Genomic DNA, 25,713 nt, shown 5'->3' with positions numbered 1-25,713 from the left:
CGGGAGTGCCAGCGATGGGCGGCGAAGCAGGGGCACCCGCGGCACCCGCAGCACAAAGCCCCCGCCGCTCGATGAGCGATGGGGGCCGAGTACGTGTCCAGAGATCAGGGCGGCGTGCGGTGTGCGGGGTTCGAACCCGGACGCCCGAAGGCGCTCAACCAAAGAAGTAACCGCTGCCTGCGCACCTGGACGGGATCACCCTAGCCGGGACGAGGTCAGTCCGGCATCCGAATATGGGTCGCCGGGTCAACCTGCATGTTCCACTTGCCAGTTGACCCGGCGCAGGGTCGCGTGGAGCGGGGCGGCGGGTTGCAGGAGCAGACCCGCGCGTGGGGGTACTTCCGTGTCGGGCAGGTCGAGGTGGAAGCGCTGGGCGAGGGTGGCGAGGACCAGGGCCGCCTCGACCTGGGCGAAGCGGGCGCCGAGGCAGGTGCGCGGGCCGCCGCCGAAGGGGTACCAGGCGTGGTCGGGCACCACGTCCGGGGCATCGGCGTCCCAGCGTTCCGGGCGGAACCGGTCGGGCCCCGGAAACCAGCGGGGGTCCCTGTGCGTGGTCCACGTACTGCACCAGACGATGGTTCCGGCCGGGATGCGGGTGCCGCCCAGCGTGGCGCCTTCGCGGGCGACGGCAGGGATGAGCCATACCGGAGGGTAGAGCCGCATGGCCTCCTTGACGATCTGCTGGGTCCAGGTGAGGCGCTCGCAGTCGTCGATGGCGGGCGGGCGCCCGGCCAGCACGTCCACGAGCTCGGCCTCAAGGCGGGCGCGGGCCTCGGGCGCACCGGCGAGCAGATGGAACGCCCAGGTCAGCGCCGTGGAGGTGGTCTCGTGACCGGCGGCCCAGAGGGTGACGGCCTCGTTGCGCACCTCCTTGGGCGACAGCGGGCGGCCCTCTGCGTCGCGGGCCGCGAGGAGCCGGGTGAGCAGGTCGTCGCGCTCTTCGGCGGGGTGAGCCGGGTCTCCTGCGGCGCCGGTCCGCTCTCGTCGCTCCCCGATGAGCCGGTGCACTTCGCCGTCGATGGTGGCCACCGCCGCGAGCAGGCGCCGCCGGGAGGGAGTGCGTACCCAGGCTGGCAGGAACAGGCCGATGCCGCGCAGCTCGGCCCCCACCGCCTGCTCGGCGACGTCCATCGCATCGCCCAGGGCCTCGGTCTGGTGCCCGAGGTCGTTGCCGAACAGGGTGCGCAGGACGATCCGCTGGGTGATCACTGCCATCTCCCTGCGGACGTCGATCCGCGCGCCGTCACGCCATCCGTCGGCGGCGGCTCCGGCGCACTCGACCATGGCCTCGGCGTGCGAGCGGACCTGGCGCGGCCGGACGGTCGGCTGGACCAGGGAGCGCTTGCGACGCCAGTCCTCGCCCTTGCTGAGAATGACGCTCTGCCCGGTGATCTGCCGGAACGCCCAGCTGATTTCGAGGATCTCGTACGTGTCCTCACGGGCCGCGAGCAGCTCGCGGATGTGCGCGGGGTGGGAGATGAACAGGCTGCGCCTCGGCCCGAGGGACCAGGTCACGGCGTCCCCGAAGTCGTCGCGCAGCCGGGTGAGGAAGCCCAGGGGATCCTTCCCGAAGGCGAGGAGGTTGCCCAGCGGCGGGAGGCCGCGAGGGCCGCGGACGGGGTTGAGCGGCGGCGTGGATACGGGCAACGGAACTCCCCGGGTATGGCTGTTGGGCCCCAACGTAACGACTCCCTACCCGCCGCTCCCCCGCGACAGGCGACCGTTCGCGGACTCAGTGCCCGGACGCCCGGGGCACTCGTGGTTGTGCGGGTCCCTCCCCGGGATCCCTTGCAAGCCGAGGCCCCCCGGCGGACGCCGCCCCGCCGGCTGTGCACCACCGCACGACCCCTGTCGTAGGGTGTTGCAGTCGTGCAGCGTCGCAGGAATCCGGAGCAAGTTCAGCGTGTCCTCGTCCTTTCAGCCGGTCCTGGACCGCATCGCCACCGAGATCGCGGCCACCCCGGGCCGCGGCCGCCCGGCCGACTACATCCCCGTCCTCGCCTCGGCCGACCCGCAGCGCTTCGGGATGGCCGTCGCCGACCTCGACGGCACGGTGTACGGGGTGGGCGACTGGCAGCACCCCTTCTCCACGCAGTCCATCACCAAGGTCTTCACCCTCGCGCTGTGCCTCTCACGCGAGGGCGAGGAGCTGTGGGAGCACGTCGGCCGTGAGCCCTCCGGCAACCCGTTCAACTCCCTGGTGCAGCTGGAGTACGAGGCCGGCATCCCGCGCAACCCGTTCATCAACGCGGGCGCCCTCGTCGTCACCGACCGCCTCCAGGCCCTGACCGGCACGGCGGCCGACACGCTCCGCACGTTCCTGCGCGCCGAGTCCGGCAACGCCCAGCTGGACTTCAACGAGCAGGTCGCCACGTCCGAGGCCTCCCACAGCGACCGCAACGCCGCCCTCGCCCACTTCATGGCTTCCTACGGCAACATCAGGACCCCGGTCCCGCTCCTCCTCGACCAGTACATCCGCCAGTGCTCCCTGGACGCGTCCTGTGCCGACCTGGCACGGGCCGCGGGGTTCCTGGCCCGGCACGGGATACTGGCCGACGGCTCGTCCCTGCTCACCCGCAGCCAGGCCAAGCAGATCAACGCGGTCATGCTGACCTGCGGCACCTACGACGCGGCCGGCGACTTCGCCCACCGCGTGGGCCTGCCCGGGAAGAGCGGCGTCGGCGGCGGCATCATCGCCGTCGTCCCGGGCCGCTGCACGATCTGCGTCTGGAGCCCGGGGCTCGACGAACGCGGCAACTCGGTGGCGGGCGTCGCCGCCCTGGACCGCTTCACCACGCTGACGGGCCTCTCGGTCTTCTGACGCTTCATCAGGGGCCTTGCCGCCGGGCGAGGCCCCTTTTCCGACGCACTGACTGTACCTACTAGTATGTACAGTGAACATCGCAACGACACCCGGATCCAGACCTCAACACCCCAAGGGGGAGCCCGACATGCCGTTCGTCCGCATCGACGCGCTGGGGACCGACAGCGATCGTCTCGACGCGCTCGGCCGTGCCGTGCACGACGCCCTGGTCGAGACGATCGGCATCCCGCCCGACGACCGGTTCCAGGTCCTGACCGGGCACGACGGGACCCAAAGCACCCTGCGCTACGACAACTACCTCGGCGTCCCCCGCGACCACGGCATCGTGTACGTCGCGATCACCCTGCGCGCCGGGCGGACGCCCGCCCGGAAGCGGGCCCTCTACCGGCGCATCGCCGAGCTGGCCCACGCGTACGCGGGCACCGAGCCGCGCAATGTCTTCGTCACCCTCTCCGAGAACGAGTCGATCGACTGGTCGCTGGGCAACGGCGCCGCGCAGTACGCCCCCTCCCCCGGCGACTGACCTGCCCCGCCTACCCCATGGCCGTCGGAGCGGTGTGCAAGGTGCCGTCCAGGACCGTGACCGCGTTGCCCGCGAGGTGGACGCGGTCGCCGTGCAACGCGGTGCGGACCAGGCCCGTGCGGGCGGATGCCTGGAGGCCGGTGAGGCGGTCGCGGCCGAGGCGCGCCGACCAGTACGGGGCGAGCACGGTGTGGGCGCTGCCCGTGACCGGGTCCTCGTCGATGCCCCTGGCCGGCGCGAAGAAGCGGGAGACGAAGTCGTACCCGAGTCCGGGCCCGGCCGCCTGGGCGGTCACGATGACGGCGCGCAGACCCTCGCGGCGCGTCAGCGCGGCCACGGCGTCCAGGTCGGGAGTCAGTGTGCGTACGGCGGCCTCGAAGGGCAGCACCGTCAGCAGATCGCCGAGCGCGGCGGAACGGAACGCCGCCTCGGGCTCGGCTCCCAACGCCTCCAACAAGCCTGCGGGGATGGGCACTTGAGTGCCCGGCGCGGCCGGAAAGTCCAGGGTGATGCCGCCTTCCGCGGCGGCATGCGTGACGAGGGTCCCGTATCCCCGGCTGCGGAACCGGACGGCGCCGAGCAGCCCCCGTTCCGTACGCAGCACGTGCGCCGTGGCCAGGGTGGCGTGGCCGCACAGCCTGGATTCGACGAGCGGGGTGAACCAGCGGATGGCCCAGTCGGCCTCGTCGGAGCCGGGCAACGGCAGGGCGAACGCGGTCTCCGAGTGGTTCATCTCGGCCGCGACACGCTGCATCCACACCTCCTCGGGCCACTGTCCGGCGGGCAGGAGGCACACACCGGCCGGGTTCCCGGAGAACGGACGGTCGGTGAAGGCGTCGACCAGGTGAAATCGCATGCCGAGAACCTAGTGACAGCGGACGGCGTCCCACCAAGGCCACCTCATGGCGAGTGGACTGGCACAGGCTCGGCGAGAGCCATTACCCCACACGTAATCGCGCACGACCCCCACCCTGGGCCACAGTACGAACACGCCGCACCGCAGCGGCCGGTCCCACCACACGACGGGGAGATGCACATGCCGTACTTCACCACCGCCACCGACGGAACCGAGCTCCACTTCATCGACTACGGACCGGCCGACGGACCCACCCTCGTCTTCCTCAACAGTGCTTATTTCGGTACCGAGATGTGGGAGTTCCAGATGCTGCCGCTCGCCACCGAGGGCTACCGCTGCATAGGCCTCGACCGGCGCGGGCACGGCAGGTCACAGGACGTCTGGGGCGGGTTCGACCTGGACACGCTCGCCGACGACCTCGGCTCGCTCCTGGACCACCTCGACCTGCGCGACGTCACCCTGATCGGGCACTCGCTCGGCACGGCCGAGGCGGTGCGGTATCTGACCCGGCACGGCAGCGGGCGGGTGGCGCGGCTCGCTCTGGTGGCCGGCATGGCGCCGGGCATCGTGCGCGGCGACGACAACCCGGAAGGGCTGCCCGCCGAGGCGATCGCGGCGGCCAACGAGACGTTCCGCAGGGACCGCGCCGAGTTCTTCGCGACCGGCGGTGACGCCTACTTCGCCCTCGGCCTGCCCGGCAACGACGTCTCGGCCGCGTACGTCCAGAAGGTGATCCAGGACTGTCACGGCGCCACCGCCCGGGCCGCGACCGCCCTCGTGGCCAACTTGGAGACCCTGGAGATGGCCCCCGAGGTACGGAAGATCGACATCCCCACGCTGGTGATCCACGGCGACCAGGACGCCTCCGCCCCCATCGACCTCACCGGCCGCCGCGCCGCCGCCCTCATCCCCGGCAGCACCTTCACGCAGTACGAGAACGGGGGCCACGGCCTGTACGTGACGCACGCCGAGCGACTCAACGCGGACCTGCGGGAGTTCAGCGGTCGCTGATGCCGAACGGAGGGGGCTCAGGTGCCGCTCGGGGCGGGTTCCCCCTCGCGCATCGGCGTACGGGCCCGGCGGGGAAGGAGGAGCGGGGTCGCGAGCATGAGGACACCGGCGGCGGCGATCGCGGTGCGCGGTCCGGTCAGGCCGGCCAGCACGCCCCACAGGGCGGTCGTGGCGGCGGTGGTGACCTTGGTGGTGACCGACCAGGCGGACAGGGTGCGGGCGACCCGGTCCGTCCCGGTCTGTTCGAGCCGGTACGTGGCGAGCACCGGGTTGAAGATCCCGCAGCACGTGATCAGCCCGAGCTCGACGAGGACGACGAGCACGAGGCCGGCGAAGCCGGGGCCGACGAACCCGAGCCACATCACCCAGCATGCGCGCAGCATCCCGGACGTGAACATGACCTGGTGCTGCCCGAACCGCGCGACGAGCCGGCGCGCGAGCCGGGAGCCGATGAGCCCGCCGATGCACGGGACGCCGAACGCGAGCCCGTACTGCCAGGGCGCGAACCCGAGGGGGCCGAGCATCAGCGTGGCCATCAGCGGTGCGGTCGCCATGATCAGGCCGTTGTTGAGGGCCACGTTGAAGAACAGCGGGCGCAGTGCCGGGTGCGCCAGGATGAACCGCCACCCTTCGAGCAGCTCGCCCCGCCGCGGCACGGAGGGTGGGGCGGCGCGCTTCGGCGGGGGCTCCTCCTGCCCGCCGATGGCCCGGATCCCCAGGGCCGAGAGCAGATAGCTGACCGCGTCGGCCGTCACCGTGGTCACCGGCCCGAACAGCCCGATCGCGGCCGTGCCGAGCGGCGGTCCGATCATGGTGGCGGTCCAGCTGGTGGACTCGAACCGGCCGTTCGCAACGAGCAGGTCCTCGGGCGGTACGAGCGCTTTGAGGCAGGCGCCGCTCGCCGCCCTGGAGGTGAGGTCGGCCGCGCCGACGACGACCGACACGACCACGAGCTGGACGAAGCCGAGCAGGCCGAGCGCGAACGCGGCGGGGATGCTCAGCAGGGTCGCGAACCGGATCAGGTCCGTCGCGATCATCACCGGCCTTTTGCGGCGGAACTCCACCCACGGGCCGAGCGGCACCGCGAGCGCGGCCCCCACCGCGAGCCCGGTGGCGGCAAGCGCCGACACCGCGGCCGGCCCGGCGTGCAGCACGAGGATGGCGATGATCGGCAACGCGTCGAACGCGAGCATCGTGCCGACCGTACTGACCCCGTACGCGGCCCACAGCCACCCGAACTGCCGCCCGAGCGACCGCCTGCCCACCATGCCCCGCACACCCTTCGCCGCCCTGCCGAACAACCTCGCGTTGACCAGCGAGATCAAAGCGGCCGGCCCACGCGCCGGTCAAACAACCACCCGGACGCCGAGCCACAACCAGAAATTGTGCACTAGGGTCGCCCGGCGTGGATCTCAACGCCGTACGCACCTGTGTCGCTGTCGCGGACACGGGCCAGTTCCAGCAGGCCGCCGCCGATCTCGCCATCACCCAGCAGGCCGTCTCCAAGCGCATCGCCTCGCTGGAGAAGGAGCTCGGGGTGCGGCTGTTCACCCGCACCCCGCGCGGGGCCCGGCCCACCATGGACGGGCAGGCGTTCCTGCCCCATGCCCGGGCTCTGCTGCAGGCCGAGGAGCGGGCGGCGGCCTCGGTCCGGCCCGGCCGCCGCGCGCTGCGTGTCGACGTGATCGGGCGGCGGCTCGCACCCGCCGATCTGCTGCGCCACTTCCACCGCGCGCACCCCGGGGCCGAACTCGACGTGGTGACTCTCTTCGACGCGGACGCCGCCTTCGCCGCGGTCCTCTCCGGCACGATCGACGCGTCCTTCCGCGCGGTCACCCTGGCCGAGCGGCAGCTGCCCGAGGGGATCGGGACCGCCCGGGTCCATGACGAACCCGTGCAGCTCGTGACCGGACCGGACCACGCGTTGGCCACCGCCCGCTCGGTCACGCCCGCCGAGCTCGCCGGGCACCGGATCTGGATGCCCGGCCTGGTTGCCGGAACGGAGTGGGCGGCGTACTACGAAGACCTCGCCGCCGCGTTCGGGCTCACCATCGAGGCGACCGGCCCCGACTTCGGCACCGAGCCGCTGCTCGACACGATCGCCGACTCCCCGACGCTTGCGACCCTCGTCGGCGAGCAGACCCGTTTCGCCTGGCCCGCGGACCAGGGCCTGCGGCGCATTCCGCTCGTCGACCCGACGCCGGTCTACCCGCACTCCCTCATCTGGCACCGCGACAACCCACACCCGGCACTCACCGCGCTGCGCAGCCATCTCGCCCAGCACCACCATTCCAATTCCCTTGCCTGGAAGCCCAGTTGGGCCGAATGAAGATCGCGGTATCGACAGAAGCCGCACGGCCGTACACAGTGACCTCCTCAGCCTTCGTGACCAAGCCAGCAGCGAGGAGCCACCGTGACCCAGTGGGCAGGCCGGACCGCCGTCGAGGCAGCCGAGGCGGTGCGCCGCAAGGAGGCCACGGCCCGCGAGGTGGTCGCCGACCATCTGGCCCGGATCGCCGCCGTGGACGGCCGCGTCGGCGCGTTCCGCGTGGTACGTGCGGCCGCCGCACTGGAGGAGGCGGACGCGGTCGGCGCGCGGGCGGATCTCGGCCAACTGCCGCTCGCGGGCGTGCCCGTGGCCATCAAGGACAATCTGCCGGTACGCGGCGAGAGCACCCGCAACGGCTCGGCGGCCACCTCTGGGACACCGGCCGCCGAGGACCATGTCACCGTGGCCCGGCTCCGCGCGGCGGGCGCGGTGGTGGTGGGGCTCACCCACGTACCGGAGCTGTGCGTCTTCGGCACCACGGACGGAGTGCACGGCATCGCCCGCAACCCCTGGGATCCTTCGCGCACGGCGGGCGGCTCGTCCGGGGGCAGCGCGGCCGCGGTGGCGGCGGGCCTCGTGCCGATCGCGCTCGGCAACGACGGCATGGGCTCGCTGCGCATTCCCGCCGCGCACTGCGGCCTCATCGGCCTCAAGCCGGGCACCGGGCGGGTACCCGTGGACCTCGGCGGCGGCTGGTTCGGCATGTCGGAGAACGGCCCGCTCGCGACGACCGCGGCGGACGCACGGCTGATGTTCTCGGTGCTCGCGGGCGAACCGGTCACGGACTTCGGCGAGGGCGCATCCCCGGGCAAGGGCGCCGGCCTGGACATCGCCTTCTCAACGCGCAGCCCCCTAGCGGGTGTTCGGGTCGGCGCGGCGTACGCGGGGCTCGCCCGCCGGGCCGCCCGGGCCCTCGCCGGGGCCGGCCACCGCCTGGCGACCGCCCATCCCCCCTACCCCCTCTCCTTCGGGACCACCATCCTGGCCCGCTGGACGGGCGGCACCGCGCAGGACGCCCGGGCGCTCGACCCGGGGCTGCTCGCGCCCCGCACCCGGCGCCACGCGGCGATCGGACGCCTTGCCGGACGGCTCGGCATGCTCAACACCGACCACCGGGCAGCGCTGAATCAGCGGCTTGACCCGTTCTTCGAGAAGTACGACGCGCTGGTCACCCCCGCCCTTGCCCGCCCGGGCCCGGCGGCCGATGCCTGGCACGAGCGCGGCTGGCTGGCCAATGTGCTGGTGAACACCGCCTGCTCGCCGATGACTCCGCCGTGGAACCTCTCCGGACGGCCCGCCCTCGCCGTGCCGTTCGGCTCGCTCCCCTCGGGCCTGCCGGGCTCCGTCCAGCTCGTCGGACGACCGGGTGCGGAGCATCAACTGCTCGACCTGGCAGCCCAGTTGGAGGAGCTCCACCCCTGGCGGCGCACCGCACCCATGGAGGTGTCCGGCTCCCCTCGTAGATGAAGCTTCAACGGACCTGCTCAGCAGGCGAGTTGGCAGGCTCCGAAGATGACCACGGGCGTGTGCACATGGCATGATCACCTTCACGTTACCTGTCGGTAACGGCCACCCCCCAACCCGAAGGTCACACCTACGTGCGCATGCTCACCAGACGCCTCCTGCTCCCCGGCCTGACCGCCCTCGCGCTGGCCGGTACGGGCTGCTCCTCGCCCGGCCACAGCGCGGCGGCCGGACCGGGAAGCGCCGCGACTCCCGCGGCGACGTCGGACGGCAGCCAGCAGCTCGACGTGAACGCCGCCCCGCAGGGCTCGGCCGCGCCGACGCCGCTGGCCCGCACCCGTACCGGCAAGGGCCAGCCCGAGAAGTCCTCCCTCAAGGTCGCCTCGTACGACAAGGCGAGCGGGCGCGCCGTCATAGCCACGGCCCCGTCCGCCCCGACCGCGAAGCCGAGCCACTCCCCCGCGCCCGGCAAGACAGCCGGCGCACCGACCGACAAACCGGTCGACAAGCCCGTCGCCGTGGGCGACATCATCGCCAGCGCGCCGGCACCCGGCGCCCCCAACGGCCTGCTCGCGAAGGTCACCGAGGTCGTCGGCAAGAACGACCGCGGCACCGAGGTGAAGACCGCCTCCACGACGCTTGCCTCGGTCCTCAAGGACGACAAGGCCGACGGCAAGGTCCCGGTCGACCCGGCCTCCGTCTCGGTCGTGCCCCTGATGAAGGGCGTCACCTTCTCCTACGCGAAGAGCCAGGGCGTACGGTTCGGCCCGCAGGGCGCCAAGCTCCCCCTCGGCAACCTGCGCCTCGACGTGAACGCCGCCGTGGACACCGCCAAGGACGCCCCTGCCTCCGCCGGGGCCTCGGTCTCCGGCTTCGTGCAGCTCGCTCCCCAGGTGGAGTTCTCGTACGACGGCAGCAAGGACGGCGGGCTCGGTCTGAGCTCCGCGTTCCTCGGCATGAGCGGTGACTGGTCCTCGCAGTGGGCGCTCAAGGGCCGCGCCGCCGCCAGCGCCGGCGCACCGAAGCGGATCCCGTTCGCCAAGCTGCACAGCGCGCCGGTCATCCAGGTGGGCCCGGTGCCCGTCGTCGTCAACCTCGACCTGACCTGTTACGTGCAGGTGGAGGCCGACGGCCACGTCGCCCTCGACGTACAGCAGGACGTCAAGGGCGACTTCCGCGTCGGCGGCAGCTACGCGGCAGGCAAGGGCTGGTCCCCGGTCAGCACGTCGGCCGTGCACAGCACGCCGGTGAACGCGAGCGTCACCGCCGCCGGACAGGTCAAGGGCGCGCTCGGCGCCGAAGCCTCCGTCGGCCTGTACGGGGCCGTCGGCGTCACCGCCGACTTCGCGCCCTATCTGCGCGGCGAGGTCGACGCCAAGGCGAACGCGTCGAGCGACGGCAAGGCCTCGGCGTCCGCGTCCTGGGCGGTGTACGGCGGCTTCGACCTCAGCGGGCGGCTCAATCTCCAGCTCTCCCTGTTCGGCACGCCGGTCATCGAGCACCACATCCCGCTGGGCACCCTCCACCGCGAGTGGTCACTGGCGAAGGGGCACGCCGAGCGATAGCCCCACCGTGCGGACCTGATGGTTCAACTCCCTGGGCACGGCGACGAGTTGACGATCCGGCCGCCGTGCCCAGTATCCGCCGCCAAGCGGGGCGTACGCCCGTGTGGACCGTGGTGGCGGCAAGGAGGAACGCGTCGGGGCGGCGCAGGATGCCCTCCGGCGCGTCCGCGCAGACCGCCCTCCGCGACCGCGAGCAGGCCGCCGGGGATCAGGGCACCCGTGTGCATGCCCGTGTCCAGGTGCGTGTACGTGTGCGGAATCGCCGTGTGCGCTCATGCGGAGGAGCGTGCGCCCGTCGAGCGGCTGCGGCAACTTTCGTTGCCGATTCCGGGACGGCCGGGCGACATGGTCAGCAGCCCGGGCCCACGCCGTCGATCCGGCCGCCGAAGTCGGAGCCGTAGTCGATCCGGTTGTCGCCGCTGCGCACCACCCGGGTCTCCTTCGGGTCCCAGTTGATGAAACAGCCGTCGACGCTGGCCACGAACGATCCGACGTTGTCGTGGAAGTCGGCCGGCATGTCGTGGTACCCGTCCTTGGCGACCCACTCCCAGCTCCGGCCGTTGTAACGGGATCCGGTGTAGAAGCAGATCGACCCCTGCGTACAGGAGGGCGCGGCCGGGGCGGCGGGCGCCGCCACCGCGTTGGTGACGGGCATGAGCAGGGCGGTCAGGGAAAGAGCGGAGGCCAAGGACCAGGAACGCAGCTTCATGGGAGTTCCCCTCGTTGACGATGACGATGAACCGGTACGACCGTGCTCCCTCATGGGGCTCCTTGCCCCGAGGGCGTCCCGGATCGGATGTCCGTCCGACCCGGTGCCAGGAGTCTTGTCGGCCGTTCGGCGCCGGGTCGACGGGTTTCCCGTTGACCCCGGGAACAGGAAACAGGGAAACCCTCCGGACACCGGGCGCCCGTTCCCTGCCGTACGGCCCAACTCACCGGGCCCGGCACGGAGTTTGGGCGCGCGGCCATTGGCTAAGGTGCCGTAATGGACGCGATGGATGTGTATGAGTCTGCGCTCGGCCTCGTCGGCGGCACCCCGCTGGTCCGGATCCGCACCGGCAGCGCCGCCGCTGTCTACGCGAAGCTGGAGTACCTGAGCATCGGGGGCAGCGCCAAGGACCGGATCGGTCTGCGCATGATCGAGCAGGCGGAGCAGGACGGACTGCTGCGGCCCGGCGGGACCGTCGTCGAGGCCACCTCCGGCAACACGGGCATCGGGCTCGCGCTGGTGGCGGCCGAGAAGGGGTACCGGATCGTGGTGGTCGTCTCCGACCGGGTCAGCGGCGAGAAGGTCGACACCCTGCGGGCGTTCGGCGCCGAGGTGGTGGTCAAGCCGGCCGGGCTGCCGCGGCAGCATCCCGACCACCCGATGAGCTTCGCGGCCCACCTCGCCGAGACGACGCCGGGTGCCTGGCTGGCCAACCAGTACGACAACCCGGCCAACCCGGACGCCCACTACCTGACCACCGGGCCGGAGATCTGGCGCCAGACCCGGGGGCGTGTCACGCATCTGGTGTCCTGCATCGGGACCGGCGGAACGATCAGCGGGGCCGGACGCTACCTCAAGGAGGTCAGCGACCACGCCGTCGAGGTGATCGGGGCGGACCCCGCCTCGTCGGTCTACTCCGGGGGCGACGGCCGCCCCTACTTCATCGAGGCGGCCGGACACTTCCTGCATCCGGACACCGCCGAGGACGTCTGGCCCACGTCCTACCACCCCGCCGTCGTCGACCGGATCGTGCCCGTCGCCGACCGGGAGGCCCTCGACACCCTGCGCCAACTGGCCCGCGAACAAGGGCTGTTGGTGGGTGGTTCTTCCGGTACGGCGCTGGCCGCGGCCCATCGGGTCGCCGCGGATGCCGGGCCCGACGCCGTCGTGGTGGTGATCCTGCCGGACTCCGGAAGGCAGTACCTGTCCAAGTACTTCAACGACACCTGGATGCTACGCCTGGGCTTCCTCGACGGCGACGCGAGCGGCCCCAGGGTGGCCGACGCCGCGCCCATGGCCGACGACACCTCACCGCTGCCCTACCTCAACACCCACACCTCTGTCGGTGACGCGCTGGAGGTGCTCCGCGCCAGGAAGCAGGGCGGCACGGACCCCGTCCTGCCGGCCGGCCCCTGCCCGGCGGGCCCCGACCGCCGGCCCACCGCGCCCGAGCTCACCGGATCGGTCACCCTCGCCGCACTCGAATCGGCCCTGCACGACGGCACGGCGAGCCCGGCCGATCCCCTGTCGGACCACCTCGAAGCGCCGCTCCCCCACTTCGGTTACGGCGAACCCGCCGCGGCGGCCCTCGGCACACTGACCGGGCACGCCCAGGACACCGCGGTCGTCCTGCGCGACGGCTGCGCGCGGACCCTCATCCATGCAGCCGATCTGCGCGCGCTCCTCCCCACCCCTCGGTGAGCGATCTTGCGAGGTTCAGCAGCCGGGTGCCCCCTTGCCGCCGCGCTGCGGGAGGCTGAGGTTGGGGGTGCCGTCGGGCCAGGTGAGGGCGCTCGTCCTGGTCGAGCCGTCGGAGCCGAGCTGGACCACCGGGCTGGGCTTGCCCGCCGGGGTGCCGTCGGTGCGGAACGACAGCCAGCCGCTCGCCCCGGGCAGCATCTGGGCGCAGTAGAACTGGTGCAGGATGCCGGTCTCCAGGCCCGGATTCTTCAGCCCGACGGCGTCGCGCCGGCCCGCGCTGATCGCCGCCACCGCCGCGTCGTGCGTCAGCATGGCCTGCCCGCTGCCGAGATCGGCCGGGTCGAAGGTGAGGGTCGCCACCTCCTTGTCGGCGGTGAGCGGCTGGCCGGTGCAGGGGTCGGGGCGGCCGGTGAACGCGGCCCAGAACTGGTCGTAGTTGTGCTTGGCGTCGGAGCCGGGGCAGTCCTTGCCCCACTCGTCGGGGCTGGCCAGCGCCGTGTACGCGACGGTGACCCGGCCGGACGCGATGCCGTTGAGCACGCCCTTGTCGTGGATGGACTCCGAGGCGTCGTCACCGGCGAGGATGTGCAGCTGGGGAATCCCGCAGGGCGCGCCCTGCACCCAGTTCTCGACGAACGCCCCGAGGTCGCGGCCCCGGCCCGCGAAGTAGACGACGGACGGGGCGGCCTGGCACAGGTTGGCGTGCATGAGGTTGAACTGCTGGACCAGGTAGTCCTGGCGGCCTGATCCGGCGGGCAGATCGCTGGGCGAGGTGTACGGAAGTACGGTCACGGTGCGGTTCGGCGCCTTGAACCTGGTCTTGGCCGCCTCGGCGAGCGTCTGCGTGTAGTCGTCGCCCGTGACACTGTCCGCGACGACGGCGAGTGAGGTCACGGCCGGTTTCAGGGTGGACACGTACTGGTTCGCGGCGATCACCGAGTCCGCGTTGGTCGGGGAGACCCGGAACATGTCGACGATCTGCTTCTTGCCGGTGGGGTCGGCCGGGTCGAGGTTCATCGAATCGCCCGTCACCGTCGATCCGATGACGGGAATGTGTAGCTGCGTGGAGATCGCCGCGGCGGCGCGCCGGGTCTGCTCGGTGGACTGGCCGAGTCCGACGACCGCCGAGATGCGTTCGGCGCTCATCTGCTCCTTCAGCTCGGCCACGGTGTGGTCCCACGAGGCGTACTGGCTGCCCATGTTGGCGAGGTACAGCTTGACGGCGGGCGTACTGCCGTAGGCGGCGGTGTTGTTGGCCCGCCACACGGCGGTGAGGGCGCCCTCGATGTTGGGGTAGAGGGAGTCGTAGGTGAGGGTGTCCACGTCGGACACGGGTGAGAGGTCCAGCATCAGGACGACGCTGGTGTACGGGCCCTTCACCGCGTCGTTGGCCGACTTGACCATGTGCTCCAGCTCCCGCATCCGGGCGGGTTCGTGGTCGGTGAACGGCCCGCTGTCGATGTTCACGCCCGCGCAGGCGAGCGGGGTTCCGGTCTCGGTCATGCCGGTGCCGCAGGTCAGCGAGGGCGGGAAAAGCCTGTCGTAGCCCCAGCGGCCGCCGAAGACGAGGCCGGTGAGGATCACGAGCGCCGCGAGCAGCGAGAGGACCGGGTGACGGCGCAGCCGGCCGAAGCGGGGGTTGCCTACAGCGGGTGGCATGGACACTCCTTGCGGTGCGGTCGGCGGGCGCGGGGGTGCCGCGTCCGTCGCGGGGCTAGGCGAAGGCGGCCGCCGCCTGCTGCAGCGGACTGACGTCCAGCAGACGGGAGTTGTGCGCGAGGCGGGTGAAGCATTCCTGTATCTCGCCGTCCCAGCGCCGGGTGTGCTCGGTCAGCGGGTCGCTGTACAGCCAGAGCAGGGCGAGCAGCTTGGCGGTGGCCACCGCGAGGACCGTCTGCCCGCCGTCCTCGACCCCGTCGAGCAGCAGCGCGTACGCCTCCTGGGGCGCGTGCTCGTACAGGAGCCGGCAGGGCGCCGAGGAGAGGTAGTCGAGCAGCCGGATCCAGGCGCGGTGGTCCTCGTCGAACCGGTCCGCAAGCGCCGCGGCCACCGGTGCGAAACGGCCGAGGGCCAGATCGTGGAAGAGCCCTCGCTCGACGGCCGCGGCATCGCCGCCGTGCACCGGCAGAGCGGCCAGGGCGACGGACTGCGCGGCGAACACCTCGTGCCAGGGGCTTGTCCCGGCGGGGCTCGCGGGCCGGGCGGTGTCCAGCGCGGTGAGTGCGGAGCGGGCCAGCCAGGGGTGCAGCGTGGCGGGCCCGTCGGAGTCACCCCAGCCGATCTGGCGGATGCGCGAGTGGCGGTGCGTGAAGGTGCTCACCCACAGGTGCCGGCGCAGGAGTTCCAGGCTGCGCGGAAGCTCCGTCGAGGCGGCGGGCAGGCGCGGGTCCTGTGCGGTGCGTACGTCGGCGAGGTAGGCGGCCGCGAGGACGATCGCGGGGGTGGTGCTCCACGTGGTGCCGGGGACGGGCAGCCCTTCGGGGAGGCTGGTCTCCAGGGCGTGGGACCACAGCGGGGTGCCGTCCTCGTCGGCCGGGGCGAGCAGCGACACGGCGGGTCCGTGCGGGCCGGGGTGCGCGCCGAACGGTTCGTCGAGCACGGCGGAGACGGCGCCCCGGTGGCCGCCGGTGAGCCGGTGGACGACGGATGCGGGCAGCGGCCGGGCGGGCGACGGGTCGGAGCGGTCCATCGCGTACCCGATCTGTTCCTCGGTCATCGGGTCGAGCCACACGGGGTACCACCAGGCGGCCGCGGGCCCGCGCTCGACGGCGACGGCCGCGTCGTTCTCCCGCGCCCACAGCGTCCGGGTCGCCCGGGAGAGGAGCGGGACGCGGCGCTGGGGCGTGGCGGCCAGCGGCGTCGAGCGCCAGGGCTCGCACCACCAGGACGTCCACTCGGACTGCCACTGCTCGCACGCGGCCAGGACGAGCAGCGGGTCCGCCGCACCCGAACCGTCGATGTCGGCCAGCTGGTTGCGGGACCGGGCGCCCGCGAGTTCGGTGAGGAAGCGGCGTCCGGCCGGGGTCTGCGCGCCGTCCACGAGGAGCACCCAGGCGTGGTCGTGCCGGTCGCGGCGGGCACCGTGCGCGGGCAGTACGCAGGAGCAGGCGGAGCGCAGCGGCGGATGGCGTTCGGCCTGGTCCTTGACGTCGGCGAGGAAGGCGGCCATCAGGGGGCCGACCGCGGCGGACCGCGAGGTGGAACTCAACCTGATGAGCGCGTCGATGGAGCGTGCCGACTCGGCCTCGGGAACACTGATGTGCCAGCGCAGCGCGTCCCGTACACCCCACCGTGCGGCGCTCTGCAACAGGGATCCGATCACGGGCTTGGCCCGGTCGCGGACGGCGGAGACCACCTCCCGCGCGGGCCCCGAGACCAGGGGGCTCAACGCTCCCTGGGCGACGACGTCCATGGTGGCCGCCGCTGCGTGTTCCACCCCGGCGGCGAACCTGCCCGACCGGCTGTTGCGCGTGTACTGCTGTATGAGCTCACGTATCTGGTCGGCGGCCCGGCCCCGGTCCGCGTCCAGGTTCTCGTTCAGGGCGAGCAGCCCGAGCCCGAAGCGGTGGAACACCGGCCCGCGGCGCAGGTTGTCCCAGCCGCGCATCATCTGGAAGGCGACAAGCGCGGCCGCCGACACCGGGTCGACGGGGTTCTCCTCGAAGTCGAGCCCCGCGTGCACCACGGTTCCGCCGCACGCCCGCGACACGGCCCGCAACAGATCGGTCTTCCCGGACCCCCGAGGCCCCAACAGCGCGACAATCGGCTGCCGTTGCCCCGGATACCGCCACAACATGTGCCGCAGGAACGCATCGGCGCCCCCTGCCGCGTCAAGATCCCCCACCGCACTCACCGCCCCCGGAACCGACACGCACAAGGCGCACCTTCCGCATCGATTGACACGGAAGGTAACACCGGAGGGACAGGCCGCGACGGGTGTTCCACCACATCCGACCATCGGATCGGCACCCGTGCGACAGTTGCGGGGATTTACGAACCGGAAGCACCAACCCCCTGGTGTCCGCGGCTGGTTGAAGCCTCCCGTCAGGTGGTCGGCAACGCCGTCACCGGGGCCGTTCTGAGGTGGGCCGTGCCGGAGCGGACCGCCCAGGCGAACACGGCGAGCGACACCGCTGCCACCACGACGGAGTCGTACGGTGCCGGGAGGTGGCCCGAGCCTCCGAAGGTGCCGAGCCACGACAGCAGGGTCAGTGCGCCGAGGTGGAAGACGATCCAGGCGCCGTGCCGCAGTTCCTGAAGCGTGGAGCGCCCCTGCTCCTCGCGGCGCAGCAGCAGGAACAGGGGGACGCCGGCGAGGACCAGCGGCAAGGCGAGCCGCAGGTGGTGCCAGCCCGACCAGAAGACGAACTCGCTGGCCACCAGGAAGCTGATGGGCGCGATCCAGTGCACGCCGGGCACCTGGCCGTCCGCCGGCGGGAGCCCCCGGTCCCTGTCGTGGGCCCGGAACGCGGCGGCGGCGACCGCCGAGGCCGCGTACACGAGCAGGTACATGTCGCCCATCACACTGACGATGTCCTGCCAGCCGCCGAACGGCAGCATGAAGACGACGATGACGAGCAGGTTCAGCACCAGGGCGCGCCGTGCCGTCCCGGAGCGGGGGTCGATCCGCATGAAGAAGCGGGGCAGCAGGCCGTTCTTGGCCAGCGCGTAGGTGTGCCGGGCGTCGATCGCGACCCCGACGTACGCCGAGCCGCCGGGCGACACCACCGCGTCCGCGTACAGCAGGGTGGCAAGCCAGTGCAGGTTGAGGACGAGGGCGAGCTGGCCGAAGGGCGAGTCGAAGTTCACGCCCTGCCAGCCGTGGCCAAGGAGGGAGTCGGGGACCGTGAAGAGGAAGGCCAGTTGGAGGCCGAGGTAGACGAGCACGGCGAGGCCGATGCCGGTGAGCACCGCGAACGGTACGGTGCGGCGCGGGTTGCGGGCCTCGCCGGAGAAGTCGAGGGGTGCCTGGAACCCGTTGACGGAGTACACGATCCCGCCGCCGGCAAGGGCGGTCAGACAGGTCGCGTAGCCGTAGGGCGCGAAGCCGCCGTGGTCGGTGAGGCGGCCGGAGTGCGTGCCGGAGAGGAACAGCGCGACCACTGTGAGGACCGGGATGAGGACCTTGAACAGCGAGACCAGGTTGTTGAGCTTCGCGAAGGTCCGCACCGCGAACCAGTTGAGCGCCGTCAGGAGCACGCTGAGCCCGGTGGCCACGGCGAGGCCGGAGCCGGTGAGGCGGCCGTGGTCGTAGAGGCTCGGCAGATAGTGCGCGGCGTACTGCATGATCGCGCTGATCTCCGCCGCCGTGCCGCCGACCGAGAGCAGCACGGACCAGCCGACCACGGTGCCGACGAGGCGGCCGCTGGCGTACAGCGGCCACCGCACCGTGCCGCCGCCTTCCGGGCGGGTGGCCCCGAGTTCCACCATGACCAGGGCCACCAGCGCGCACAGCACGCCCGCCCCGACCCAGGAGAGCAGGGCGGCCGGCCCAGCGGTCTGGGCGGCGAACATGGCGGCGAACAGCCAGCCCGAGCCGAGGATGTTGGAGAACCCGATCGCGGTCAGGCTCCAGAATCCGAGTTCCTTGTGGAGCCGCCGCTCCTCGCCCAGTACGGTCAGGACCGAAGGGGTCTCCCCCGGCTGGATCGGCCGCACGCGCACCCGCCTCCTCGCATGACTCACGACACAAGAGTGACCAGCGTGTCACGCCGTGAGCCGTGCGTCACCGAGGAAGGTGACCGAGTTCCAGGGGGTTTCGGCCGAGCCCTGACCGGTTTCGACCGGGACTACCAGGTTTCGACGGCGAAGCTGACGCCCGCCGTGTCCGTCTGGAGGCTCAGCTTCACATCGCCGCTGGTGATGTCCACATCGACCGAGCCTCCCTCGGCCGCGAGCTGCACGGCCTGGACGCCGTGCCAGGCGTTGCCGTCGTGCAGGGCGACGCGGACCGAGCCGGTGGCCGGGGTGGTGGTGATCTGGTCCATGCCGAGGTGCAGTCTTCGGTTGTAGGTGGCCCACGCGCTGCCGTGCGGCAGCAGGACGACGGTGGGCTGGGCGCCCGGGTCGACGCGGCCGGTGATCCATTGGGGCATGTCGGTCTCCTCAGGCGGTGAGTGCTGGAACGAGAGCGTCCAGTCGCGCAGTTCACTGGTGCTGGCGAGGCGGCAGTAGTCGAGGTCGAGGCCGTTGGACTCGCCGTACTGGTGGAACATCCAGCTGGCCTGGATCCCGGGGTTCCCGGCGGCGCGGCCGGCCGTGGCGATCCACAGGAAGTCGGCGTAGAAGCCGTCCTGGTCGACGTTCCACCAGTAGTCGAGGTTGGCGTACATGCCGACGGGATGGTGCGGCAGACGGCTCTTGACATATCTCAACCAGGCGTCCTTGTAGGCGCGTTGGGTCGACTTGGGGACGCCGGAGTTCGCCGAGTCGTAGCCCTCCCAGTCGAGGATCACCACGTCGCCCGGCCGCCAGTTGACCTGGGCGATGAAGTAGTCGGCCTCGGCCTGGGCGCTGTTGCCCATGTGAGGGTAGTGATACGCGCCCCACACCAGGCCGTTGGCCTTGGCGTGGTCCCGCTGGGTCACCCAGCGGGGGTTGATGTACGAGAGTCCTTCGGTGACCTTGACGAAGGCGAAGGCCAGGCCGCTCGTGTTCGGTGTCGACGACTGGTACGACGCCCAGTCCTGCCCGTAGATACCCATCAGCAACCTTCCGCGAGCGAGCCGGCCGGAACCACCCCTCCCCCCTATTGCTTGCCCGCTGACGGGCAGGCCGACTCGCCCCCGGCGCGTCCTGTGGCACGCGACGCGAAGGGCCGCCGACACATGTCGGCGGCCCTTCGGTCAACTGGCTTGTCAGCAGCGGGAGTTACTGAGCCGCACTGGCGCGGTTCCTGCGGCGGTGCAGAGCGAAGGCGATGCCCGCGCCGCCCACCGCGAGCGCGCCCGCGGTGATCCCGGCCGGGACGAGCGCCGAGGAGGACCCGGTCTCGGCGAGGGTCTCGCCGGCCGTCTGGGTCGTCGGGTTGTTGCCCGAGCCGCCCGTGCCGGACGTGCTGCCCCCGGTCGAGGAGGCGGGCGGGGTCGGGTGCTGGGGAATGTCCTTGACCGACTTGACCGACCCGTCGGCGTTGAGCAGGACCTGCTTGTTGTTGGGGTGCTTGAAGTCGAACGCCGAGGTCAGCGCGTTCGCGCGGGCGTCGAAGGAGGCGTCGCCGATCCGTCCGGTGTGCCAGTTGTCCTCGATGAAGCGGGTGATCGACGCCTGCTCGGTGCGGGTGTGGTCGACGGAGTTCACCTTGCTGTACGGCGAGATGACGAGCAGCGGCTGGCGCGTGCCGGGGCCGCAGCGGTCGGAGTAGCCGCCGGCCGCGGCCGGTCCGGCCTGGCAGGCGGGGCTGTCGGGGGCCTTGCCGTCGGAGCCGGGCTTGGTGTTTTTGGAGCCGTTCTGCGGCTTGGCGTAGGCGTGGTCGTACCAGCCGTCGGAGTCGTCGTAGGCGACGACGACCGCCGTGTCCTTCCACTCCGGCGACTGCTGGATCTTGTTGATCTGCTCGACGAGGTAGTGCTGCTCGTCGATCGGGTCGGAGTAGGCGGCGTGGCCGTCCTGGTACTCCGGGGCCTTCAGGAAGCTGACCGCCGGCAGGTTGCCCGACGTGAGGGCGGCGTCGAAGTCGGCGAGGTCGTAGTTGTGGTTGGCCTGGCCGTTGTGGCCGATCTCGGCGGTGTTCTTCGGCGGCAGGTGGTGCGGGTTGGCCGTCGACTTGTAGTACTGGAACGGCGAGTGGTGCGGGCTGTAGTCGATGGCCGCGGCGCCGCCCACGTTGGCGTGGGTGGTGCCGGAGCACTTCGCGTAGTCGCCCTGCTTGCCGTCCCAGGCGGTGCTCGGCCGGAAGCCGCCCTGGAACCAGCCCCAGGTCACCTTCTGCTGGTTGAGCAGGTCACCGATGTTGCGGCCCTGCATCGCGGCGAGCGCGTTCTTGCTGGTGTGGTCCTTGCCCGAGCAGTCGTCGTACGCCGGGTCGGGGTCGTTGACCAGCGTGCCGACGCCCTTGGCGTCGGGAGACACGACGGCGTACGGATCGGGCTTTGCCGTCTGCTTGGGGTGCTCGGTGCCCGAGGTCGGGTCGGTGGAGATCACCCCGTGGGTCTGCGCGGAGACGAGATTGAGCGCGCCGGGCGTCGAGGGACCGTAGGTGGTGCTGAACGAGTTGTCGCCGAGCGAGTAGTGCTGGGCGTAGTTCCACATCGCGGTGACGGTGTTGCCGTCGTAGTAGTCCATGACCAGGCCGGGCTCGCCGAACAGGTTGCCGGAGCACTTGCCGGAGTCCGTGTTCTGGACGTACAGGTCGGCCTTGCCGCCGTTGGCGGCGTACTGCTCGGGCCCGTAGCCGTGGTTCTGGTCGCAGGTCATGGCCTGCTCGGGGGTGAGCCGCTTGGGCAGGTACTGGTTCGGGTTCTTCGTGAGGAGCCCGGCGTTGCGCAGGGTGTCGATGTCCTTCGGGGTGTGCTTGTCGGCGGTGAACTTCGTGCCGTCGGTGTTCGCGGCCACCGGGTACGCGCCGAAGTAGTGGTCGAAGGACACGTTCTCCTGGAAGAGCACCACCAGGTGCTTGACCGGGGTGGCGGTCTGGCCGCCGCCGTGGTGGTCCGCCGAGTCCGCCGCGGCCGGGACCGTACCGCTCAGCAGGCCGAGTGCCGCCGCTCCGGCGAACGCTCCCCACCGTCTGGCCCAGCGCCCCGGACCCGCCGCGCTACCTTTGCCGCCCATGCTCCGCGTGCCTCCACTGGCGTCCGGCGACCGGCCGCCGTCTTGATGTCGTTGACGAGACGCGATGTTTCGCGCGGACCACTACACCGCGACAGCGACACCGTGTCCTCCTGGTGAACACCCAGTCAGGAATACCAGGCCAAAACTTGACTCTCTGTTGGTGAAATGCGGCCGGGCCGGCGACCGTCAGGCAAGCAGGGCCCGCCCGAACCAGTCTGTCCGGTCCCGCACTCCCGGCAGGGCGAAGAAGTAGCCGCCCCCGAATGGCTTGATGTAGTCCACCAGGGGCTCGCCCTTCAGCCGTTTCTGGACGGTCTCGAACTGCCGGGCCAGGTCCTGCTGATAACAGCAGAACACCAGTCCCATGTCGAGGTCGCCGTTGGCATCCATGCCCCGGTCGTAGTTGTAGCCGCGGCGCAGGATGCGCTGGTTCTCACTGGGCTGTCCTGAGCGCGGATTGGCGAGCCGGATGTGGCTGTCCAGGGGGATCACATCGCCCTTGGGGTCCTCTGCGAACTTCGGGGTGTCGAATTCGGCGGAGCCGTCGAGAGGGGCGCCGGTGTCGCGGCTGCGGCCGAACATCCGCTCCTGCTCACTGATCGAGACCCGGTCCCAGAACTCCACCAGCATCCGGATCAGCCGCACGACCTGGTAGCTGCCCCCGGCCGTCCACGCGGGCTCGCCGCCCCCGGCACCCACCCACACCAGCCGGTCCATCGCGGCCGCGTCGGCGGTGTCGGGGTTGGCGGTGCCGTCCTTGAAACCCATGTGGTTGCGGGGAGTGCCGCTGGGCCTGGGCGGGCTGGTGTAGCCGTCCATGCGCCAGCGCACCTGCATTCCGCCGCGGGTGTGCCGGGCTATGTCGCGCAGGGCGTGCAGAACGACGTCCGGGCTCTCCGCGCACAGCTGCACGCTCAGGTCGCCGTGGCACCAGGCCGCGTCGAGGTCGTCGTCGGGGAAGGCCGGCATCGCGGTGAGCCGGGCCGGCTTGCGGTCCTTGAGCCCGAACCGGTCGTCGAAGAGGGAGGCGCCGACGCCCGTCGTGACCGTCACCCCACCCGTCGGCCCCTGCGGGCCGAGCACCCCGGAGTCGCTGGGCGGCGCGGTGATCCCCACCGGTGCCGGTGAACCTCCGGTGGCCAGGAAACGGGCCCGCTCCGTGAGGGTACGCAGCAGCTCGGTGAGCTCCCTGCGGTCCGCGGCCGTCACGTCGAAGGACACCAACGCCGTTGCACGCTGCGGGGGTTGGAGGATTCCGGCCTGGTGCACGCCGTGGAAGTCCACGTGCGCGGAGGGCTTGGCCGCGTCGTCCGCCAGGGCCGGGCGGGGGATCGCGCCGCTCAGCGCGGCCCCGGTGACCGCGGTGCCGACCCCCACGGCCGCGCCCCGCAGGAAGCCGCGCCGTCGTACCTCGCTCATGCCGTCCTCCGCGCATCACAGATCGTCGCCACCGGGGCGAGGAGTTCCACCGCCTGGCCGACGTCGCTGTTGACCCGTTGCCGGTCCTGTCGGCCGAGCCGGTCGAGCGGCGTCCAGTGGCCGCCCGCGCCGAAGCCGTCCAGGGTGTGCTGGGTGCGGTCCAACCAGGCGTCGAGGCGCGGCAGGTCCGGGTAGCGGCTGGTGAGCAACGGGCGCAGCAGGGTGAGGAGTTCGCGGGTGCCGTCGAGGTTGGCGCGGGCGGTGGCCAGATTGGTGCCGCTGCCGTAGTCGGTGCGGCCGGTGAGCTCCGACTGCGCCGTGGCCTCCAGGATCTCGTGGGCGCGCAGCCCCAGCTGGGCCGGGTCGAGCCGTTCCTGCGGCCAGCTGTCCCGCAGGGCGTGCACGGCCTGGGACAGCCGGTCGGCAGGCCCGCGCAGGGACGCGGCCGACTCGCCGTGCCACAGCCCGTACTCGACGCGGTGGAAGCCCTCGAAGTCCTTGGCCGACGCGGCGTCCGAGGGGGCGGGGCCGGCGCCGTTGATGGCTCCGTCCGCATCGCCGAACGCGTCGTACGCGGCGCCCATCCGCTCGTACACGAGGTGCGCGGGCAGCCAGGCGGCCCGCGCCGCGGCGAGGTCGCCGTCGTCGACGGCGCGCTTCAACTCGTCGGTGCGGTCGGTGAGTTCAACGGTCTTGGCCGTGATCCACTGCTGGTAGGAAAGAGCCACCGGGATGAGGTCGTGCTGGGTCACCGGGACCGCGGCCGGGCCGCTCCCCGTACTCGCTCCCGCGATCTTCACGGTGGGTCCGGTGACCGCGTCGGCGTCGTCCGGCAGGCACTTGAAAGCGTACGAGCCGCCGCCGAGGACCACGCGCATCTCGCGGGTCGTGCCGGGGGCCAGACCCTCGACCTCTCCGTAGACGGCGCCGGTCGCGGGGTCGGTGAGATCGACTTCGGCGGCCGAGGAGGATGTGTTGCTCAGCGCGAACACCTGCGGGCCCGGTGTCGCGCCGCTCCAGCCCTTGCCACAGGCGCCCGGCGACACCTCGACGGTGGTCGGGCCCTTCGCCGCCGGAGGCTTCGCGTCCGAGGAGCCGCCGCCGGACGAGGCGAGGGCGTAGACGCCCGCGCCCACTGCCACGGCCAGGGCCGCACCGGTACGCCGGCCGACGGGCGGCCAGGCCTTGCGGGCCGTCGTGCCGGACCCCTCGTCGGGTTCGGCCGGTTCCTGACCAGAACCCGGATCGGGGTCACGCATCACGGCGCTCCGTTCGTGTCGTGTCAGCTGCGAGGGACTACGCCGCTCATGCTAGGCACCCGGCCGGGCCCGAACGCTCATCCGGGTGGCCGGGCGTCCAGATTTACCCCTGAGTTCACCGATACGACACCGGCCCCGGCCACGAACGGCGGATCACCTCACGTCCTCGCCGACCGGATCCGGATGACGCCACAGCCTCACCGGCCGGATCGGATTACGCCGCGTCCCCGCTGACCCGGATCACGATCTTGCCGTGGGCGTGGCCCGTCCGGCTGAGGGCGAACGCGTCCGCGAGCCGCTCCAGCGGGAACGACTCGGCGACCGGAACCTTGAGCTGCCCCGCGTCCGCCAGCGTGGCGAGGGCTTCGAGGCCGGGCCCGTCGGGGCGTACCCACATCCACTGGCCGCCCGCCTCCATGACGGACGGGTCGGCGATCGAGGCATGCCGGCCCCCTTCGCGCAACACCGCCAAGGTGGCGTCGAGCACCCCGCCGACATAGTCGACGACGACGTCCACGCCCTCGGGGGCCAGCGCCCGGACGCGCTCGGCGACGCCGTCGCCGTACGTCACCGGCTCCGCCCCCAGCTCGCGCAGCCGGTCGTGGTTGCGCTCGGAGGCGGTGCCGATGACACGGGCGCCCATGGCCTTCGCGATCTGTACGCCGAACGTGCCCACGCCGCCCGCGGCGCCGTGCACGAGCACGGTGTCGCCCCTGCCCGTGCCGAGCCGGGTCAGGGTCTGCCGGGCGGTGAGCCCCGCAAGCGGGACGCCCGCGGTCTCCTCCCAGCTCAGGGACTTGGGCCGACGGGCGAGCGCCCGTACGGGGACCGTCACGAACTCGGCGAAGGTGCCGCCGTGCACATAGTCCTTGCGGGCGTACGCGAAGACCTCGTCGCCCGCCTTCCACTCGGGGGTGTCGATGCCCGTGCGTTCCACGACACCGGCGACATCCCAGCCCGGGACCACCGGGAAGACCGTGTCCATCATGCTGTCGAGACCGCCGGACATGATCTTCCAGTCGACGGGGTTGACGGCCGCGCAGCGCACCCGCACGACCACCTCGCCCGGGCCCACCTTGGGCAGTGGCAGCTCGGACAGGCCGAGGACCGAGTCGTCCCCGTACGAGGCGTACGTCATGGCCTTCATGGTGCTCTTCTCGGTGCTTGCGGGGCTGGTGGGCATCGCGTGCTCTCTCCCGATGTCGAGGTGGACGGGGAGGCCTGCCCTACGGTGACGGGCCTGCCCGGTTCCTACGATTCTGGTGCGCGCCGCGCGGGCCC

At 71.8% G+C, this 25,713-nt stretch carries 19 protein-coding genes; 7 read left to right on the top strand and 12 right to left on the bottom strand.

Annotated elements, in window-relative coordinates; translation table 11 throughout:
• Positions 1–246: 246 nt before the first annotated feature.
• A complete protein-coding gene (locus tag ACSHXC_RS36735; RefSeq protein ID WP_438295660.1) occupies positions 247–1,647 on the bottom strand; it encodes a cytochrome P450 in 1,401 nt (466 codons plus the stop codon).
• Positions 1,648–1,903: 256 nt separating this feature from the next.
• Here ACSHXC_RS36735 and ACSHXC_RS36730 point away from each other — a divergent pair, with 256 nt between their 5' ends.
• Together ACSHXC_RS36730 and ACSHXC_RS36725 are read left to right on the top strand one after the other, a co-directional pair.
• Positions 1,904–2,821 (top strand): glutaminase, encoded by a 918-nt coding sequence (locus tag ACSHXC_RS36730; RefSeq protein ID WP_438295659.1) that lies wholly within the window; start codon positions 1,904–1,906, stop codon positions 2,819–2,821.
• A 130-nt stretch (positions 2,822–2,951) separates the two neighbouring features.
• The gene (locus tag ACSHXC_RS36725; protein ID WP_438295658.1) at positions 2,952–3,347 is read left to right on the top strand and encodes a tautomerase family protein; all 396 of its coding nucleotides are present in this window, start codon (positions 2,952–2,954) and stop codon (positions 3,345–3,347) included.
• Positions 3,348–3,357: 10 nt separating this feature from the next.
• Here ACSHXC_RS36725 and ACSHXC_RS36720 read toward each other — a convergent pair whose 3' ends face one another.
• The gene (locus tag ACSHXC_RS36720; protein WP_438295657.1) at positions 3,358–4,203 is read right to left on the bottom strand and encodes a PhzF family phenazine biosynthesis protein; all 846 of its coding nucleotides are present in this window, start codon (positions 4,201–4,203) and stop codon (positions 3,358–3,360) included.
• A 180-nt stretch (positions 4,204–4,383) separates the two neighbouring features.
• On the opposite strand from ACSHXC_RS36720, the gene ACSHXC_RS36715 reads away from it, so the two are divergent.
• Positions 4,384–5,214 carry an alpha/beta fold hydrolase gene (locus tag ACSHXC_RS36715; protein ID WP_438295656.1) on the top strand — a complete coding sequence of 277 codons (831 nt, stop codon included), beginning with the start codon at positions 4,384–4,386 and terminating at the stop codon, positions 5,212–5,214.
• A gap of 17 nt (positions 5,215–5,231) precedes the next feature.
• Here the strand turns inward: ACSHXC_RS36715 and ACSHXC_RS36710 are convergent, their stop codons facing one another.
• Positions 5,232–6,482: an MFS transporter gene (locus tag ACSHXC_RS36710; protein ID WP_438295655.1), complete on the bottom strand. Its 1,251-nt coding sequence runs from the start codon at positions 6,480–6,482 to the stop codon at positions 5,232–5,234.
• Between the two features lie 137 nt (positions 6,483–6,619).
• Here ACSHXC_RS36710 and ACSHXC_RS36705 point away from each other — a divergent pair, with 137 nt between their 5' ends.
• From ACSHXC_RS36705 to ACSHXC_RS36695, 3 genes are all read left to right on the top strand, one after another.
• Entirely contained in the window at positions 6,620–7,543 is a 924-nt protein-coding gene (locus ACSHXC_RS36705) for a LysR family transcriptional regulator (RefSeq protein ID WP_438295654.1), read from the top strand.
• 84 nt (positions 7,544–7,627) lie between these two features.
• Entirely contained in the window at positions 7,628–9,010 is a 1,383-nt protein-coding gene (locus ACSHXC_RS36700; protein WP_438295653.1) for an amidase, read from the top strand.
• 131 nt (positions 9,011–9,141) lie between these two features.
• The gene (locus tag ACSHXC_RS36695) at positions 9,142–10,572 is read left to right on the top strand and encodes a hypothetical protein (RefSeq protein WP_438295652.1); all 1,431 of its coding nucleotides are present in this window, start codon (positions 9,142–9,144) and stop codon (positions 10,570–10,572) included.
• A gap of 349 nt (positions 10,573–10,921) precedes the next feature.
• Here the strand turns inward: ACSHXC_RS36695 and ACSHXC_RS36690 are convergent, their stop codons facing one another.
• Complete coding sequence (locus tag ACSHXC_RS36690) at positions 10,922–11,281, bottom strand: peptidase inhibitor family I36 protein (RefSeq protein ID WP_438295651.1); 360 nt, start codon at positions 11,279–11,281, stop codon at positions 10,922–10,924.
• Between the two features lie 285 nt (positions 11,282–11,566).
• Here ACSHXC_RS36690 and ACSHXC_RS36685 point away from each other — a divergent pair, with 285 nt between their 5' ends.
• Positions 11,567–12,982, top strand: a complete 1,416-nt coding sequence (locus ACSHXC_RS36685; RefSeq protein ID WP_438295650.1) for a pyridoxal-phosphate dependent enzyme — start codon at positions 11,567–11,569, stop codon at positions 12,980–12,982.
• A 15-nt stretch (positions 12,983–12,997) separates the two neighbouring features.
• Here ACSHXC_RS36685 and ACSHXC_RS36680 read toward each other — a convergent pair whose 3' ends face one another.
• The 8 genes from ACSHXC_RS36680 to ACSHXC_RS36645 all read right to left on the bottom strand — a co-directional run bounded on the left by ACSHXC_RS36680 (position 12,998) and on the right by ACSHXC_RS36645 (position 25,579).
• The gene (locus ACSHXC_RS36680) at positions 12,998–14,641 is read right to left on the bottom strand and encodes an ABC transporter substrate-binding protein (protein WP_438295649.1); all 1,644 of its coding nucleotides are present in this window, start codon (positions 14,639–14,641) and stop codon (positions 12,998–13,000) included.
• Positions 14,642–14,696: 55 nt separating this feature from the next.
• Entirely contained in the window at positions 14,697–16,691 is a 1,995-nt protein-coding gene (locus ACSHXC_RS36675) for a hypothetical protein (protein ID WP_438295648.1), read from the bottom strand.
• A 335-nt stretch (positions 16,692–17,026) separates the two neighbouring features.
• Positions 17,027–18,631, bottom strand: a complete 1,605-nt coding sequence (locus ACSHXC_RS36670) for an APC family permease (protein ID WP_438297046.1) — start codon at positions 18,629–18,631, stop codon at positions 17,027–17,029.
• 140 nt (positions 18,632–18,771) lie between these two features.
• Positions 18,772–19,686: a glycoside hydrolase family 25 protein gene (locus ACSHXC_RS36665; protein WP_438295647.1), complete on the bottom strand. Its 915-nt coding sequence runs from the start codon at positions 19,684–19,686 to the stop codon at positions 18,772–18,774.
• Between the two features lie 166 nt (positions 19,687–19,852).
• Entirely contained in the window at positions 19,853–21,754 is a 1,902-nt protein-coding gene (locus ACSHXC_RS36660; protein ID WP_438295646.1) for a phospholipase C, read from the bottom strand.
• A 186-nt stretch (positions 21,755–21,940) separates the two neighbouring features.
• On the bottom strand, positions 21,941–23,173 hold the full coding sequence (efeB, locus tag ACSHXC_RS36655; RefSeq protein WP_438295645.1) for an iron uptake transporter deferrochelatase/peroxidase subunit: 1,233 nt from the start codon (positions 23,171–23,173) through the stop codon (positions 21,941–21,943).
• Positions 23,170–24,432, bottom strand: a complete 1,263-nt coding sequence (locus tag ACSHXC_RS36650) for an imelysin family protein (protein WP_438295644.1) — start codon at positions 24,430–24,432, stop codon at positions 23,170–23,172. The genes efeB and ACSHXC_RS36650 overlap by 4 nt, the downstream gene beginning before the upstream one ends.
• A gap of 214 nt (positions 24,433–24,646) precedes the next feature.
• Positions 24,647–25,579, bottom strand: coding sequence for an NADP-dependent oxidoreductase (locus ACSHXC_RS36645; protein WP_438297044.1), 933 nt, complete (start codon positions 25,577–25,579; stop codon positions 24,647–24,649).
• Positions 25,580–25,713: the final 134 nt, after the last annotated feature.

Origin of the sequence: Streptomyces sp. HUAS TT7, assembly GCF_051550175.1 — a bacterium.
Lineage (GTDB): Bacteria > Actinomycetota > Actinomycetes > Streptomycetales > Streptomycetaceae > Streptomyces.
This window is presented reverse-complemented; position numbering and strand designations above follow the sequence as displayed.